Source organism: Pseudorhodoplanes sp. (genome assembly GCF_035565795.1).
GTDB lineage: Bacteria > Pseudomonadota > Alphaproteobacteria > Rhizobiales > Xanthobacteraceae > Pseudorhodoplanes.
Genome location: NZ_DATMRV010000256.1, coordinates 1 through 14627 on the forward strand (window position 1 = coordinate 1; position 14627 = coordinate 14627).

Sequence of the window (14627 nt, forward strand, 5' to 3'; positions counted from 1 at the left end):
GCCGCGAGGCGCCCGCCGTTCCAGTCGATGACCATGCCGCCGTAATCGAAGCCGAAGCCGTAGAGCCTGAACGGCCGCCCGTTCAGCGCCTCGACCTCGGCCAGCGGCGTGCCGCGCCGGATGCCCTGCGCCGTTTGCCACGTCGACGCCACGCCGAGCCGGATCTCCGCCGGATTGCGCCGCCGCCTGTCGTCCCGCCACAGCACCTCGATGCGGCGCGTCTTGTCGCGTGGAAAGACGACGCTCACCTTCTCGGTCTCGCCTTCAACGGTGCCGACGGTCTGCACGGCGACGTTGTTCGCGCCGAACGCCTTGACGAGGCTCGCATGGCTCATGCTGCGCGCGAACGGGCCGGTGCAGGTCAGCACGCCGGGCGCCTTGCGCGGCGCGGCCTGATTGCGCGGCGCAGCCTGTGCGGAGGAGGCGGGCGCCATCAGCGCGAGGCAGAGGAGGGCAAGCAGCTTCACAGGCATGGCGGCATCCATCCGCGCGGGTTGCGACCGCGCCTGTCGCGGCCGTCAACATCCCACGCGCCGCGATGCTGCTAAGACGGGGATGCCGGGGTCAAGCCCGATCGAAACGGGCCGCCCTCAATCCGGATAATGCAGCGCGATCAGCTCCACGACCGGCGCGGCCGAACGCATGCCGGCATTGCCGGAGGGAATGTCGCGATCGCCCTCGATATTGGCTTTGGTCGCTTTCGTCGGCTTGAAACGCAGCATCAGGAAACAGCCGCCGGGCTGGGTCTGCAGCTTGCCGTCCTGCCAGCCGCGCGTGGTGCCGCCCATCTCCCAGCCGAAGCCGGACAGCAGGAACGGCTTGCCGTTGATCTTCTCGACATCCGCCAGCGCCATGCCGACGCTGAGGCCCTGCGGCGTGCGCCAGGCCGAGCCGGCGCCGACGCGGATCTGTGCGATGCTGCGCTTGCCTTCGTTGTCCTGCCAGAAGATCTCCAGCCGCTGCGCCGGGTCGCCGGCGAACAGTACGGTGATCTTCTCCTTCTCGCCCTCGCCGGCGTTGATCTCCTCGCTTGTCACATTGGCCGCGCCGAACGCCCTGGCGATGCTCTCGGGCGTCGCGTTGCGCGCGAACGGACCGGTGCAGGCGAGCGCGGTGCCTTGCTGTGCGGCCTGCGCGGACGCCGCGAGACCAAAGAAGGCCAAGGCGAGAGAGGCGAGTGCGAGAGAGGCGAATGCGAGAGAAGGGTGGGCCGAATAACGCTTCATGATAGTTCCGAACATGGCTTCACATTGTGTGTCGTGGTTCAAACCTCGGGGCAATCCTGCTGCAACTGCGAACCTCGTCGTGGCCCGCGCGTTTGCCCTTCGTCCGAACAATCGACACCAATACAGAGGAGCAGGACATGAAGAAACTCATTCTCGGCTCGGCGGCTGCCGCCGCCCTGTTCATCGCGGCGCCCGCGAGTGCGCAGGTTTATTTCGGTGCTGATCCGTATGGCGCGGGCGTTCAGGTCGGCCCGTTCGGCGCGGGCGTCGGAGGCTATGGTTATCGTGACGCCTATCGTGGCCCGGATTGCCGCATCATCCGCGAGCGCGCCGTGACCCCGAACGGTCGCGTGATCTATCGCTCGCAGCGCGTGTGCGATTAATCCAGCTATAATGTCTGACGTGAAACGGCCCCGCGCGAGCGGGGCCGTTTTGCGTGTGCCGTCGATGTTCGGAGCGGTTATTTCTTGAACTTGCGGCTGGTCCAGCCGCCGCGCTGGCCCGGCTTGCCGAGCGATGAGCGCGGGCCGGTTCGTTCGCCGCCTTCGCGATACGGCACCGCTTCGGTGCCCGGCCCCATGGAATCGAGATCGGGGAAATGGGGCGCGTCGCGGGTCGCGCGCGCTGTGCTGCCCTTGCCCTTCTTTCCCGGGCGATCCGGCAGCACCTCGTGATAGGAGGCGACGCCCATCTCGTCGAGCGTCGGCTTGTGCGGCCGGCTGACATCGACCTTGCCGGCCTTGCTGCCCGACTTGCCGCCGCGGCCAGATGCATCCACGCGCTTCGTCGTCGGATTGTCGTTCACCGCAAGCTCGGTGGCGCGCAGGCGCTTGATCTCGTCGCGCAGACGCGCGGCTTCCTCGAAATCGAGATCGCTCGCCGCTTCGCGCATGCGGGTTTCGAGATCGGAAATCACCGCTTCGAAATTGTGCCCGATGGTGGCGACCTCGGCGAATTCGCCCTTGCCGTCGCCCGTGTCGATCAGCACGTGGTCGCGTTCGTAGACGCTGTCGAGAATGTCGGCGATGTTCTTCTTCACCGACGCCGGCGTGATGCCGTGTTCCTTGTTGTAGGCTTCCTGCTTTTCGCGGCGGCGATTGGTTTCCGCCATCGCCCGCTCCATCGAGCCGGTGACGTGATCGGCATAGAGAATGACGCGGCCGTCGACATTACGCGCCGCTCTGCCGATGGTCTGGATCAGCGAGGTTTCGCTGCGCAGGAAACCTTCCTTGTCGGCGTCGAGGATAGCGACCAGCGCGCATTCGGGAATGTCGAGGCCCTCGCGCAGAAGGTTGATGCCGACCAGTGCATCGAACGCACCGAGCCGCAGGTCGCGGATGATCTCGATGCGCTCGATGGTGTCGATGTCCGAATGCATGTAGCGCACGCGGATGCCCTGCTCGTGCAGATATTCGGTCAGGTCCTCGGCCATGCGCTTGGTCAGCACGGTGATCAGCGAGCGATAGCCCTTGCGCGCCACCTCGCGCACCTCGCCGACGAGATCGTCCACCTGCGTGCGGGCGGGGCGGACATCGACCGGCGGATCGATCAGTCCGGTCGGGCGGATCACCTGCTCGGCGAACACGCCGCCAGCCTGGTCGATCTCCCAGCCTGCGGGCGTTGCCGACACCGCGATGGTTTGCGGACGCATCGCGTCCCATTCCTCGAAGCGCAGCGGCCGGTTGTCCATGCACGAGGGCAGGCGGAAGCCGTATTCGGCCAGCGTCGCCTTGCGCCGGAAGTCGCCGCGGAACATGGCGCCGATCTGCGGCACGGTGACGTGGCTCTCGTCGAGAAACACCAGCGCATTGTCGGGGACATATTCGAACAGGGTCGGCGGCGGCTCGCCGGGTTTTCGTCCCGTAAGATAGCGCGAATAGTTTTCGATGCCGGCGCAGGAGCCGGTCGCTTCCATCATCTCGAGGTCGAACAGCGTGCGCTGCTCCAGCCGCTGCGCTTCGAGGAGGCGTCCGGCTTTGACCAACTGGTCGAGCCGCATCTTCAGCTCGGCCTTGATCGAGGCCATCGCCTGGATCAGCGTCGGGCGCGGCGTGACATAGTGCGAATTAGCGTAGATCTTGACGAATTTCAGCTCGTCGGTTTCGCGGCCGGTGAGCGGATCGAATTCGGCGATCTTCTCGATCTCGTCACCGAACAGCGACACGCGCCAGGCGCGATCCTCATAGTGCGCCGGAAAAATCTCGATGGTGTCGCCGCGCACGCGGAATGTGCCGCGCGAAAAGTCGAGCGTGCGCTTGTATTGCAGCGCGACGAGGTCGGCGATCAGCTGGCGCTGTTCGATGCGTCCGCCCTTCTTCAGCGAGAAGGTCATCGCCGAATAGGTCTCGACCGACCCGATACCGTAGATGCAGGACACCGAAGCGACGATGATAACGTCGTCGCGTTCGAGCAGCGCACGCGTCGCGGAGTGGCGCATGCGGTCGATCTGCTCGTTGATGGAGGAGTCCTTCTCGATGTAGGTGTCGGTGCGCGGAATATAGGCTTCCGGCTGGTAGTAATCGTAATACGAGACGAAATATTCCACCGCGTTGTCGGGGAAGAAGCTCTTGAACTCGCCATAGAGCTGCGCGGCCAGCGTCTTGTTCGGTGCGAGCACGAGGGCAGGGCGCTGCGTCGCCTCGATCACCTTCGCCATGGTGTAGGTCTTGCCCGAGCCGGTGACGCCGAGCAGCACCTGGGTGCGGTCGTGCCGCTGCACGCCTTCGACCAGTTCCTTGATCGCAGTCGGCTGGTCGCCCTTCGGCTCCATCTCGCTCTTGATGACGAGTTGCACGCCGCCTTCTGATTTCTCCGGGCGAGGCGGGCGATGCGGCGTCCAGGCCTGGGAGTTGAATTCGGGGCGGCCGCTGCGAAGGAGATCCTCGAGCGCGGCATTCGATGCGGCGGCGCCAGTGACGCCGCGGCCGAGATCGATCTCGTCCGGATTTTTCTCGCGCCTTTTGCCGACCTGCGCGCCGGGCAGTTCGGCATTTTCATCCGGCTCGAGCCCGAGTTCCTTGGCAAGCGCGGGATCGAGCCCCGAGATCGGCGGCGCTTCAAACGGCGCGCGCGCGACATAGCCCGATTGCGGCTTTTCGCGGAAACCCTCGCTGGTGGAGAGGCGCGCGGTGTGCTCGGCGGCATTGCCGGCGCGCCGGTCGAACGAGTTGTCCGGCGGCGGCTGCAGTCCGGTGCCGGACCCCATGCCGGCACGGCCCTTGCCGATGCCGGGATTCAGCAGGTCGTCCAGCGCCGGGTCGTGCGCAGGCGCTTCCGGCCGGTGCGCCTTTGCGCGCGTCGGACGTGCGTAATCCCTTGGCTTCTTCGGCGAATTCTTCGGCTTGTCGGGCGATTTCGGCATACCCCCGCAATATGGGCGGAGTCGCCCCGCGGCGAAAGGGCGCGTCCGCGTTCGTTTATCTGCCGTTCACGGTCATGCCGTCTTGCCGACAGAGTTTTGCCTGACAGAATGCCCCCGCAACGAATCTCGTGCGACGTGCTCATGGCCCTCGATCCCAGTCTGCAGGCGGCTCTGCTTGTTCATCGCTTCGGATTCGTGCCGAAGCCGGGCGGGCTTGCAGCCGCCGGCAAGGACGGCCGGGCCGCACTCCTCGCCGAGCTCGAGGATCCGAATGCGGCCCATATTGCCGACGACGATCTGATGGACTCGGGCGAAGCTTTCCGTGCCGCCTACGCTGAGCGGTTGAGCGTCCGCGCCGAGCGCCTCAATGCGCGCAACGAAGCCGCCGCAAAGCCGCAGATGCAGACCGGCGACAATGCGATGCCGCCGGGTGCGCAAAAGCAGAATGAAAAGCGGAACCTGCCGCAGCGGATCTACCGCGAGGAAGCCAGGGCGCGATTTGACGCCGCTTTTCGTGCGCCGGTCGGGTTCGTCGAGCGGCTGGTCTGGTTCTGGTCGAACCACTTTTGCGTGTCTGCGGCCAAGGGACAGGTGCGTACGATCTGCGGGGCGTTCGAGCGCGAAGCCATCCGTCCGCATGTCACCGGCAAGTTCGTCGACATGCTGATGGCCGTCGAGACCCATCCGGCCATGCTGCTCTATCTGGACAATGCCGATTCGATCGGGCCGAACTCGCAGGCCGGCAGGCGCCGCGGCAAGGGGCTGAACGAAAATCTGGCTCGCGAAATCCTCGAACTGCACACCGTCGGCGTCGGCGCGGGTTACACGCAGGCCGATGTCACGAATTTCGCCAAGGTGATCACCGGCTGGACGATCGTGCGTCCGAAACAGGATCCCGAACGCGGCGGCGACTTCACGTTCGATCCGCGCTTTCACGAACCCGGGCCGCAGCGCGTGATGGGCCGCGAATTCAAGTCCGGTGGGATCGAGCAGGGGCGCGCAGTGCTGACAATGCTGGCGCAGCATCCGGCCACCGCGACGCATGTCGCCCGCAAGCTGGTTCGTCATTTCATCGCGGACGACCCGTCGCCCTTGCTCGTCGAAAGGCTGGCCAAGCGTTTTCGCGACACCGGCGGCGACCTGAAAGAGGTCGCGAAGACGTTGGTGATTTCGCCCGAAGCTGCCGATCCGTCACGTGGCAAGTTGCGGCCGCCCGCCGAGTGGGTCCTTGGGATTCCGCGCGCTATGGGTGCGATGCCGGGAGACATCAATCCGCTGCTCCAGGGCCACAACCTTCTCGGACAGCCGCTCTGGCGTCCGCCTGCGCCGAAAGGTTTCTCCGACGATTCGAGTGCGTGGATCGATGGCGTTGCACAGCGGCTCGATGTTGCGACGCAGTTTGCGCGCCGCAATCCCACGCAGCGCGATGTACGCGAGATTGCGTCCGAGACGTTCGGGCCGCTGTTGAGCAACGATACGCGCCAGACGATCGAGCGTGCCGAAAGTCAGCAGCAGGCCATCGCACTTCTGCTGATGTCGCCCGAATTCCAGCGCAGGTAACAGCCATGCCGCATCATCCGACACGACGTGAATTGTTGCTGGCCTCGGGCGTGCTGTTCGCGTGGGCGCATATGCCGAAAGTGGCGCTCGCCGAGGGTCGCGATCCGCGCCTTCTGGTTGTTGTTCTGCGCGGTGCGCTCGACGGACTTTCCGCCGTAGCTCCGGTCGGCGATCCGAACTGGCAGCGGCTGCGCGGCGACAACGCATTGACGAGCGACCGCGCCTTGCCGCTGGACAATTTCTTTGCGCTCAATCCGGCAATGCCCAATCTGCATCGACTGTATCGCGCCGGGCAGGCAACGATCGTGCACGCCGCCGCAACGCCGTATCGCGAGCGGTCGCATTTCGACGGACAGGACATCCTCGAGAGCGGAATGCCGCGGGTGGGTTCCGCCGAGAGCGGCTGGCTCAATCGCGCGCTGCAAGGACTGCAGCCCGAGGGGCGCGTCGAAAACAGGCGCGCCTTCGCGGTCGGGCCGATCACGCCGCTGGTCGCGCGCGGTCCTGCACCGATCCTGTCATGGGTGCCGCCGCGCCTGCAGCCCGCGGCGGCAGACACCGCGGCGCGTCTCCTCGACCTCTACCGTCACACCGATCCTGCTCTTGCCGCCGCACTTCAGGAGCGCAGGGACCTCGCGGCAATCGCGATGGGCGGGGGCATGAGCCTGTCGCCACAGAAGGCCGGCGAGAAGCCGACCGGTCCCGGTGCGGGCAACCGCATCTATTTCGCCGAAGCCGCCGGCGGCGCTGCAAAATTCATGGCGCGTCCCGACGGCCCCCGCGTCGGCGCGCTCGCCTTTGACGGCTGGGATACGCACGTCAACGAGGGCGCGGCGGATGGACGGCTGGCGCTTCTGTTGTCGGCGCTGGACGGCGCGATCGGCGCCATCGAAACGAACATGGGCGATGCCTGGAAGCAGACCGCCGTCGCCATCATCACGGAGTTCGGGCGGACGGCGCGCATCAACGGCACCGCCGGGACCGATCATGGCACGGCGACGGTCGCCCTGCTCGCCGGTGGCGCGCTCAAGGGCGGCCGTGTGATCGCGGACTGGCCGGGCGTTGCGGACAAGAACCTGCATGACGGCCGGGATCTCAAGCCCACGACCGATCTGCGTGCCGTACTCAAGGGCCTCCTGCGCGATCACCTGCGCGTTGACGAGCGCGCACTCGCGACCACGGTTTTTCCGGGCAGCGATGACGTGAAGCCGATGAGCGGGCTGGTCTGACCGGAGCAGCGCAGCAGGGTCTATCTCGAAGCTTGCCGCTTTCCGGAAGCCGGATGTAAGGCAGCCAGGACGACGACCGAAGCGAAATCGTTCAACCCCGGCGCCACTGCCAAGAGTGTGCCGCGGCGGTGAGATTGGACAGCTTTGGAATTGATTTACCGCAATGACGACATTCACAGGTGGAACCCCGAACCGGCCTGGATTCGTTGCTTCGAAAGGCGCCACCGGCCTCCGGCCCATCTGACGATCACCCTTTGGAAAGAGGGAATCACCTATACTGGGCTGGTTCCGAACCATTCAGTTTTGACAGCAGGGTCGCATGACCATCCTCAATCCCGGCGCCGTTTCGCCGGGGCGAAATCCCAGCGACGACGCGGAAATGTTCGAGCTTGCGCCGGTGTCGCTCTGGCTAGAGGATTACAGTGCGCTGAAAGCATTGTTCGCGCAGTGGCGCGAGCTCGGCGTTACCGATCTGCGTGCGCATTTCGCGGCCGACCCCTCACGCGTCAAGCAATGCTCCGCCTGCATCCGTGTGATCAAGGTCAACAGGAAAACGCTGACCCTGTTCGACGCCAACGATACCGATCACCTTGTGGCCAATCTCGACAAGGTTTTCCGGGACGACATGCTGAATACCCATGTCGACGAACTGGTCCAGCTCTGGGACGGCGGCTCTGCATTCGAAAGTCATACAGTCAACTACACACTGACCGGGCGGCGCCTGGACATCCAGCTTCACGGTCGCATCCTGCCCGGTCACGAGGAAACGTGGGATCGTGTGCTGATCGCGATCGAGGATGTCACCGAGCGCGAGACTGCGCGGCGCAAACTCACGGAAAGCGAAACCTATGCGTCCGGCCTGTTTGCGCATTCCCCGGTGTCGCTGTGGGTGGAGGACTTCTCGGGCGTCAAGAAGCTGCTCGACGAGGTGCGCGAGCGCGGCATCACCGATTTCCGGGTCTTCACCGATGTGCATCCGGAATTTGTCGCGCGCTGCATGAGCGAAATCCGCGTGCTAGAAGTCAACCGCCGCACGTTGGAATTGTTTGGCGCGGCCGACAAGGGAGCGCTGCTGCGAGCGCTGCGGGACGTGTTCCGCGACGACGTGGAGACGCATTTCCGCGAGCAACTGATCGATCTGTGGGACAACAAACTGTTTCAGCTGCGCGAAGTCGTGAACTACGCGCTCGACGGCACCAAGCTGAACCTGTTGCTGCAATTCTCGGTGCTGCCGGGCCGCGAGCGCGACTGGTCGCTGGTCCAGGTGGCGCTGACCGACATCACGGCGCGCAAGAAGGCGGAGGCCTATCTCGAATATCTCGGCACGCATGATGTGCTGACCAAATTGTTCAACCGCTCATTCTTTGTTGACGAGCTGAACAGGCTCGACCGCAAGGGGCCGCATCCCGTAACCATCATCATGGCCGACCTGAACGGGTTGAAGGCCGCGAATGACGAACTCGGACATGCCGCCGGCGACGCGCTGCTGCGGCGCGCGGGCGAGGTGCTGACGTCGGCGATCGAAAAGCCGGCCTATGCCTGCCGGATCGGTGGCGACGAATTCGCCATTCTGCTTCCGGAGACCGACGAGGTGGCGGGCCAGGCCATGATCCAGACCATCCAGGATCTGGTCGCAATCAACAACACGTTCTATCCCGACCACTCGCTCAGCCTTTCGATGGGCGCGGCGACGGGGCGTAGCGTCGAGCGGCTGGAAAGCGTGGTCAAGCGCGCCGACCTCGCCATGCTCGATGCGAAGCGGCAGCACTATTTCGAGAGCGACCACGATCGGCGACGGCCGGTCGGCGGCGTACCGTCGATCGCTGCGTCCTAGCGGCAGCTTCTGCTGACGGATCAGCGCGAGCGGATGAAGTTCGGGATGGGCCCGCGCTGCGGCGTCGTGTCATCGCCGAGATCGAGGAACACCTCGTCGACGTAACACCAGCCCCAGCCTTCGGGCGGATCGTAGCCTTCGATGACCGGATGCTGCGTGGCGTGGAAATGCGCGGTGGCGTGCCTGTTCGGCGAGTCGTCGCAGCAGCCGACGTGACCGCAGGTTCGGCACAGCCGTAGATGCACCCACCAGCTTCCCGGGATCTTCAGGCATTCCTCACAGCCGAGCGCGCTCGGCGTGACCTTGCGAATAAAGCCGCCATGCGTGCACTGCTTCGTCATGCCTGCTCCGCAAGGTAACGGTGGATCGCCGCGACCACCTGGGCGCCTTCGCCGATCGCACCGCCAACCCGTTTCACGGAGCCGGAGCGGACGTCGCCGATCGCGAACACGCCGCGCACGCTCGATTGCAACGGATTTTCGCCGTGGCCGGCCGAGCATTCCTTGCCGGTCACGACGAAGCCGGCGCGGTCGAGTTCGACGCCGCAATCGGCGAGCCATGCCGTGGCGGGGGAGGCGCCAATGAACAGGAACAGGTTGCCGATGTCGCCTTCCTGCTCGGCGCCGGTCTTGCGATTGCGCCACCGTACCTTTTGCAGGCGGCCGTCACCCGCGAGTCCGACAACTTCGGTCTGCGACATCACTTCGATATTGGGCGCCGCCTCGATCCGGTCGATCAGATAGCGCGACATGGTGGCCGCAAGCCCGTCGCCTCGCACCATGATGCGCACCTTCCTGGCATGTGCGGCAAGGAATACGGCGGCTTGGCCGGCCGAGTTGCCGCCGCCGACGATGATCACCTCTTCATTGGCACATAGCCGCGCCTCGATCGGTGACGCCCAGTACCAGACACCGCGGCCTTCGAATTCGGCGAGATTGTCGACCGCAAGCTGGCGATAGCGCGCGCCGCTCGCGATCACGACACATCGCGAACGCACGTTGCCGTTGTCGCCGGTCTCGATCACGAATGTGCCGTCCGCGCGCGAGCAGTCGAGCCGTGCTGCCCTGACCGGGATCATGATCTCGCTGCCGAATTTCTGGGCCTGCACGAAGGCGCGGCCGACCAGCGCTATTCCGGATATGCCGGTGGGAAAGCCGAAATAATTCTCGATGCGTGCGCTCGCACCCGCCTGACCGCCATGCGCGCGCTGCTCCAGCACGATCACCGACAGGCCCTCCGAGCCTGCATAAACCGCCGTGGACAGACCTGCCGGACCGCAACCGACCACCACGACGTCATAGATCTTGTTGCTGTCGATGGCCTCGAGCATGCCGATGCCATGCGCAAGGGCATTGTCGTCCGGATTGCGCAGCACCTTGCCGTCGGGCGTCACCACAAGCGGCAGGTCTTCGGGTTGAGGCGCATAGCGGGTGATCAGATCCTGTGCGTCCGGATCGGTCGCAGGATCGAGCACGTGGTTCGGATAGGCGTTGCGGGTCAGGAAATTCTCGATCCTTGCCGTGTCGACCGAGTTCGGCGCACCGATGATCACGATGCCGCCGATGCCGCTCTCGATCAGCGCCACGCGCCGCAGGATCAGGGCGCGCATGATGCGCTCGCCGAGCTCCGCCTCAGCAATCACAAGGCGGCGCAGTCCTTCGGGCGGAATGACAAGCGCTTCGACCTCGCCTTCGGCATGGGCATCGACCAGCGAAGGCTCACCCGACAGGGAGCCGACTTCGGCAAGGAACTGGCCCGGCGCCGAGTCGAGAATCGTGGTGACGTGACCCAGCCCATCGTGCTGGCTGGCGATGACATGTCCCGACAGAACGATGTGCATTCCACGCGGCTGGCCTGTGAGAAACAGCGCGGCTCCGTCGGCAAACCGATGCACCGCGCCGAAGCGGCGAAGGCGCTCGATTTCCTGCGGAGTCAACGTCGGAAAGGCCTGCGCATAGCGGGCATAAGTCTCGGGCGTGATCACAACGCTGGTGGTCATGTTCAGTCGCGGATCCCTGAGGTCGGACGCGAAAGCTAGTCCGATTTCGAATGAGCGGCCATGCTCCTTTTGCCCCGGATAGCGTGGTGTTGCGGTGAGTGCATGACCGCCGCACTATTTCGCGCCGGACCCGGGCGTGATAACCCGATCCGCACAGGGTCGATCCGGAGGCGCTGATGACGTTGGTCACCACGGTCGAGCAGCTCGAAGCGATCTACGGCGCTCCCGCGGAGCCTTCGCTGGTGAAGGAAACCGCACACATCACCCCCGAATATGCGCGCTACATCGAGGCGGCGCCGTTTGCGGTGCTGGCGACTGCGGGACCGGGCGGTCTCGATTGCTCGCCGCGTGGCGACAAGCCCGGTTTCATGCGGATCGCCGACGAGCGGACCCTGATGCTGCCGGACCGGCATGGCAACAACCGCATCGATTCTCTGCGAAATGTGATCGCCGATCCGCGGGTTGCGCTGCTGTTTCTCATTCCGGGTTTTGGCGGCACGCTGCGCGTCAACGGCACGGCGCGGATTTCGACCGACGCTGCGCTGCTCCGGAGTTTTGCGATCGACGGCAAGGCGCCGCGCAGCGTGCTGATTGTTGATGTGCAGACGGTCTATTTCCAATGCGCGCGCGCCATTCTGCGCTCCGAATTGTGGAATCCGGAGCGGCATGTCGATCCGAAGACGCTGCCCAGCCCCGGACAGATCCTCTCGGCCATCACGTCCGCGCGAATCGGCGGCGAGGCCTATGACAAGGCCTGGCCCCAGAAGGCCAAAGAGACGCTGTGGTGATCCGATGCCCGGCATTCCTGTTCTTGGCGCCGGCGGACTGATTGGGCAATTCGTTGCGACCGGCGTGGATTTACGGTGACCGCAGCGGCACGCCGCTTCACCTCCCGCTCGCGCAGGCGTCGCGCGTGACTTTGGTCTCGCGAATGGCCTGCGTGATCTCGGACGGTGCGAATATCCCGAAATCTCCGGCAGTCAGCCGGCCCTCGCTGGCATGTGTCCTCAGGCTGGACAGAACGCGGCCCTTGATCGCATCGGCGTTGCGCAGCGCATAGGCGCGGTCGCGACTGTCCATTGCGAACGGCCTCTTCTCGCGCGGATCGGACTGCTTGTCGGCCTTGGCTGCTGTCGACAATTGCCGGATCAGAGTCACTGCGGCTTCGACCGCGAGCGCGCGGTTGTCGGCATCGCACATCACCCAGCCATTCTGGCGGTAGATGCAATCGGCGACCTCGGCCCAGACCGATGCGAATTGCGCTTCGTCCACCGCATTCTGCTTGATGCCGGCCGCGGAGGCGATACGGGAGAAACCGCTCGCGGTTTGCAGGATCCGATACAGGTCGCCGGGCAGCGCCTTGTCGACATGGTCGAATTCGATCTTCGAAAACGGTACGCACGTCTTGAGGAGCGGTGCCGTCTCTGCGCGGCCAGTGCGGCGTGCGCTGGTGTCGATGGCGACCTCCGCGGGCTTGGCCGCTTCGCGTGGCGCGACGGGAATTGTCTGTGTCTTCGCTTGCAGCAGGCTCGGCGCACGCACGATCCCGCTCACGCCCAACAGGCCGATGCCGAACGCAATCACTGCACCAAGGATGATCGGCAGCGGGCTCGATCCCTTCTGCGCCTGCCAGGCCTGCTGCTGTCGGATTTCATGGATCATCTTGGACATGATCTCACGCCGTGCTCGCAGGCGGGCAACTGTCGGCAGCGCCCGCATATTGATCGAGAAGAGATTGCATCTGTTCCGCTACGAAGAAGCCGAAATCGGAACGCTTCAGACGCCCGGCCTTGACGTGCGCCGCTGGGCGCTCCGTTGTCCGGAAGCAGGCTTCCCGCACTTCGGCTTTACGCCACTCGCCGATGCGCGACGATCGGATCGACGCATCACCGGTGTTGCCGAAGACGAAGTGGTTGATGGCAAAGGAGCCGACGGCAATGCCGCCAACAACGAACAGACCGCGTGCGATCAAATTCATGACGGCTCCAGAATGAACTTCAATCAAACTTTCGCGTGATATTCGTATTTGTGTATCGACTCGCGTTACGCTTGTCTTAACGCGATCGAACAGACCACATGACACCAGCGTCCATCTGCCCGGGCATCGCCAATGCCCGATTAAATCAATCTCTAAAATTAGAACGAAAGTGCATCTGCGCGATCACAGCGCAATTGCGCGGTGCTCAGGCTGATGCGATCAGCAGCTCTGCAAGCCGATCGGGCATGTCGATCATCGCATCGTGGCCGCACGGCATGTCATGGACGGTCCAGGCAGGATCGGATCGCAGGCGCGCAGCAATCGCGTCGAAACCGGCCGAGTTGAAGTCCTTGGCGCGGATATAGACCTTCTTCGCGACCCTCTCGCGCGCGCCGGTCAGCTTCACCGGATCGCCATATGTGCCGATCGGTTGCGGAGTGCATTTGCGATCGACATAGGCGCGGTCCTTTTCGTTGACGTTGAAATAGGCCGCGGCTGCCGGTGGAATGCCGAGATCGCCGCGCTTGATCGCCGCGTTGACATTGTCGCGCAACCCTTGCCGCGACAGGCTCATGATGGTCTGTCCGTTTGACGGCACGAACGCGTCAAGAAAGACCATCGACGCAAGCTGCGCCTGCACCTTCTCCGCAACGCCGGAGATGACGATGCCGCCATACGAATGACCGACCAGAATGACGCGTTGCAGGTCCTCGAAGCGGATGATGTTGGCGATATCGTCGATATGTGTGGTGACGGTCGGCCGCGTGCTGATCAGATGCGAACGGTCGCCAAGTCCGGTGAGCGATGGCGCGTAGACCTTGTGACCTTTACGCTCGAGACGGTCGGCGACCCGGCGCCAGCACCATCCGCCATGCCAGGCGCCGTGCACGAGCACAAAGGCGCGAGACTCTCCCTGCGCCAGAGCGGGCGCCACGACGGCCGACGCTGCGGCCGTGGTGCCGGCGAGGACAGAGCGGCGGGTGAGGGGCGGGTGCCTGTCGGGCATGGGCGCGGTTATCTCCGGCGCCAGCATACACTAGCGGTCGTCCGCGCGAAGGCGCGGACCTATGTGTACCATTTTTGTAAAATGGGTCTCGCTCGCGGAAGGCGGCAGGGCGTCGTGAGCGCTGATCGAAATGGCGCGGTTATGCCCGCTGCCGCTTCCATTCCTTTTCCGGCAGCTTGGCGCCGGACCGCCGGATCGACTTGATCTGGAGCGGAATCTGGCCGGATTTCTCTGCGATCTCGCGGTCCTGCTGTTCGATGATGGTGCGGGCCCGATCGTCACCCTCGAGACCGCCCAATTCTTCGGCGGGGACACGACGGTTCGAGCGCTGGCTGCCGTCTTCGTAGATAACGTCGAACAGCACGAATTCGGTCCGCTTCGTCGGCTTGCGCGCCATTGTTGTTCTCCTTGTTGGAGCACCCGCGGGTGACTGC

At 64.5% G+C, this 14627-nt stretch carries 13 protein-coding genes and 1 pseudogene; 6 read left to right on the plus strand and 8 right to left on the minus strand.

The window, feature by feature from the left end; all coding sequences use genetic code 11:
• A pseudogene (locus tag VNZ93_RS23295) lies at positions 1-473 on the minus strand (hypothetical protein); the annotation flags it as partial.
• Between the two features lie 117 nt (positions 474-590).
• A complete protein-coding gene (locus VNZ93_RS23300; protein WP_325711097.1) occupies positions 591-1226 on the minus strand; it encodes a hypothetical protein in 636 nt (211 codons plus the stop codon).
• A gap of 137 nt (positions 1227-1363) precedes the next feature.
• Between VNZ93_RS23300 and VNZ93_RS23305 the strand changes: the two genes are divergently transcribed.
• Positions 1364-1609 carry a hypothetical protein gene (locus VNZ93_RS23305; RefSeq protein WP_325711100.1) on the plus strand — a complete coding sequence of 82 codons (246 nt, stop codon included), beginning with the start codon at positions 1364-1366 and terminating at the stop codon, positions 1607-1609.
• Positions 1610-1686: 77 nt separating this feature from the next.
• Here VNZ93_RS23305 and uvrB read toward each other — a convergent pair whose 3' ends face one another.
• A complete protein-coding gene (uvrB, locus tag VNZ93_RS23310) occupies positions 1687-4587 on the minus strand; it encodes an excinuclease ABC subunit UvrB (protein WP_325711103.1) in 2901 nt (966 codons plus the stop codon).
• 141 nt (positions 4588-4728) lie between these two features.
• Between uvrB and VNZ93_RS23315 the strand changes: the two genes are divergently transcribed.
• The 3 genes from VNZ93_RS23315 (at position 4729) to VNZ93_RS23325 (ending at position 9210) form a co-directional block, all read left to right on the plus strand.
• On the plus strand, positions 4729-6147 hold the full coding sequence (locus VNZ93_RS23315; protein WP_325711106.1) for a DUF1800 domain-containing protein: 1419 nt from the start codon (positions 4729-4731) through the stop codon (positions 6145-6147).
• Positions 6148-6152: 5 nt separating this feature from the next.
• Complete coding sequence (locus VNZ93_RS23320) at positions 6153-7376, plus strand: DUF1501 domain-containing protein (RefSeq protein WP_325711108.1); 1224 nt, start codon at positions 6153-6155, stop codon at positions 7374-7376.
• 319 nt (positions 7377-7695) lie between these two features.
• Positions 7696-9210, plus strand: a complete 1515-nt coding sequence (locus VNZ93_RS23325; RefSeq protein ID WP_325711110.1) for a sensor domain-containing diguanylate cyclase — start codon at positions 7696-7698, stop codon at positions 9208-9210.
• Between the two features lie 20 nt (positions 9211-9230).
• On the opposite strand, the gene VNZ93_RS23330 is transcribed toward VNZ93_RS23325, so the two are convergent.
• Both VNZ93_RS23330 and VNZ93_RS23335 read right to left on the minus strand, forming a co-directional pair.
• Positions 9231-9551 carry a UBP-type zinc finger domain-containing protein gene (locus VNZ93_RS23330; protein WP_325711112.1) on the minus strand — a complete coding sequence of 107 codons (321 nt, stop codon included), beginning with the start codon at positions 9549-9551 and terminating at the stop codon, positions 9231-9233.
• The gene (locus VNZ93_RS23335) at positions 9548-11209 is read right to left on the minus strand and encodes an FAD-dependent oxidoreductase (RefSeq protein WP_325711115.1); all 1662 of its coding nucleotides are present in this window, start codon (positions 11207-11209) and stop codon (positions 9548-9550) included. The genes VNZ93_RS23330 and VNZ93_RS23335 overlap by 4 nt, the downstream gene beginning before the upstream one ends.
• Before the next feature lie 176 nt (positions 11210-11385).
• On the opposite strand from VNZ93_RS23335, the gene VNZ93_RS23340 reads away from it, so the two are divergent.
• On the plus strand, positions 11386-11997 hold the full coding sequence (locus tag VNZ93_RS23340; protein WP_325711117.1) for a pyridoxamine 5'-phosphate oxidase family protein: 612 nt from the start codon (positions 11386-11388) through the stop codon (positions 11995-11997).
• A 97-nt stretch (positions 11998-12094) separates the two neighbouring features.
• Here the strand turns inward: VNZ93_RS23340 and VNZ93_RS23345 are convergent, their stop codons facing one another.
• Positions 12095-12880 (minus strand): hypothetical protein, encoded by a 786-nt coding sequence (locus VNZ93_RS23345; protein WP_325711120.1) that lies wholly within the window; start codon positions 12878-12880, stop codon positions 12095-12097.
• Between VNZ93_RS23345 and VNZ93_RS23350 the strand changes: the two genes are divergently transcribed.
• Positions 12879-13226, plus strand: coding sequence for a hypothetical protein (locus tag VNZ93_RS23350; protein WP_325711123.1), 348 nt, complete (start codon positions 12879-12881; stop codon positions 13224-13226). The two genes, VNZ93_RS23345 and VNZ93_RS23350, sit on opposite strands and share 2 nt — an antisense overlap.
• A 166-nt stretch (positions 13227-13392) precedes the next feature.
• Here the strand turns inward: VNZ93_RS23350 and VNZ93_RS23355 are convergent, their stop codons facing one another.
• Both VNZ93_RS23355 and VNZ93_RS23360 read right to left on the minus strand, forming a co-directional pair.
• Positions 13393-14193, minus strand: coding sequence for an alpha/beta hydrolase (locus VNZ93_RS23355; protein WP_325711126.1), 801 nt, complete (start codon positions 14191-14193; stop codon positions 13393-13395).
• Between the two features lie 139 nt (positions 14194-14332).
• A complete protein-coding gene (locus tag VNZ93_RS23360; RefSeq protein ID WP_325711129.1) occupies positions 14333-14590 on the minus strand; it encodes a hypothetical protein in 258 nt (85 codons plus the stop codon).
• Positions 14591-14627 lie beyond the last annotated feature (37 nt).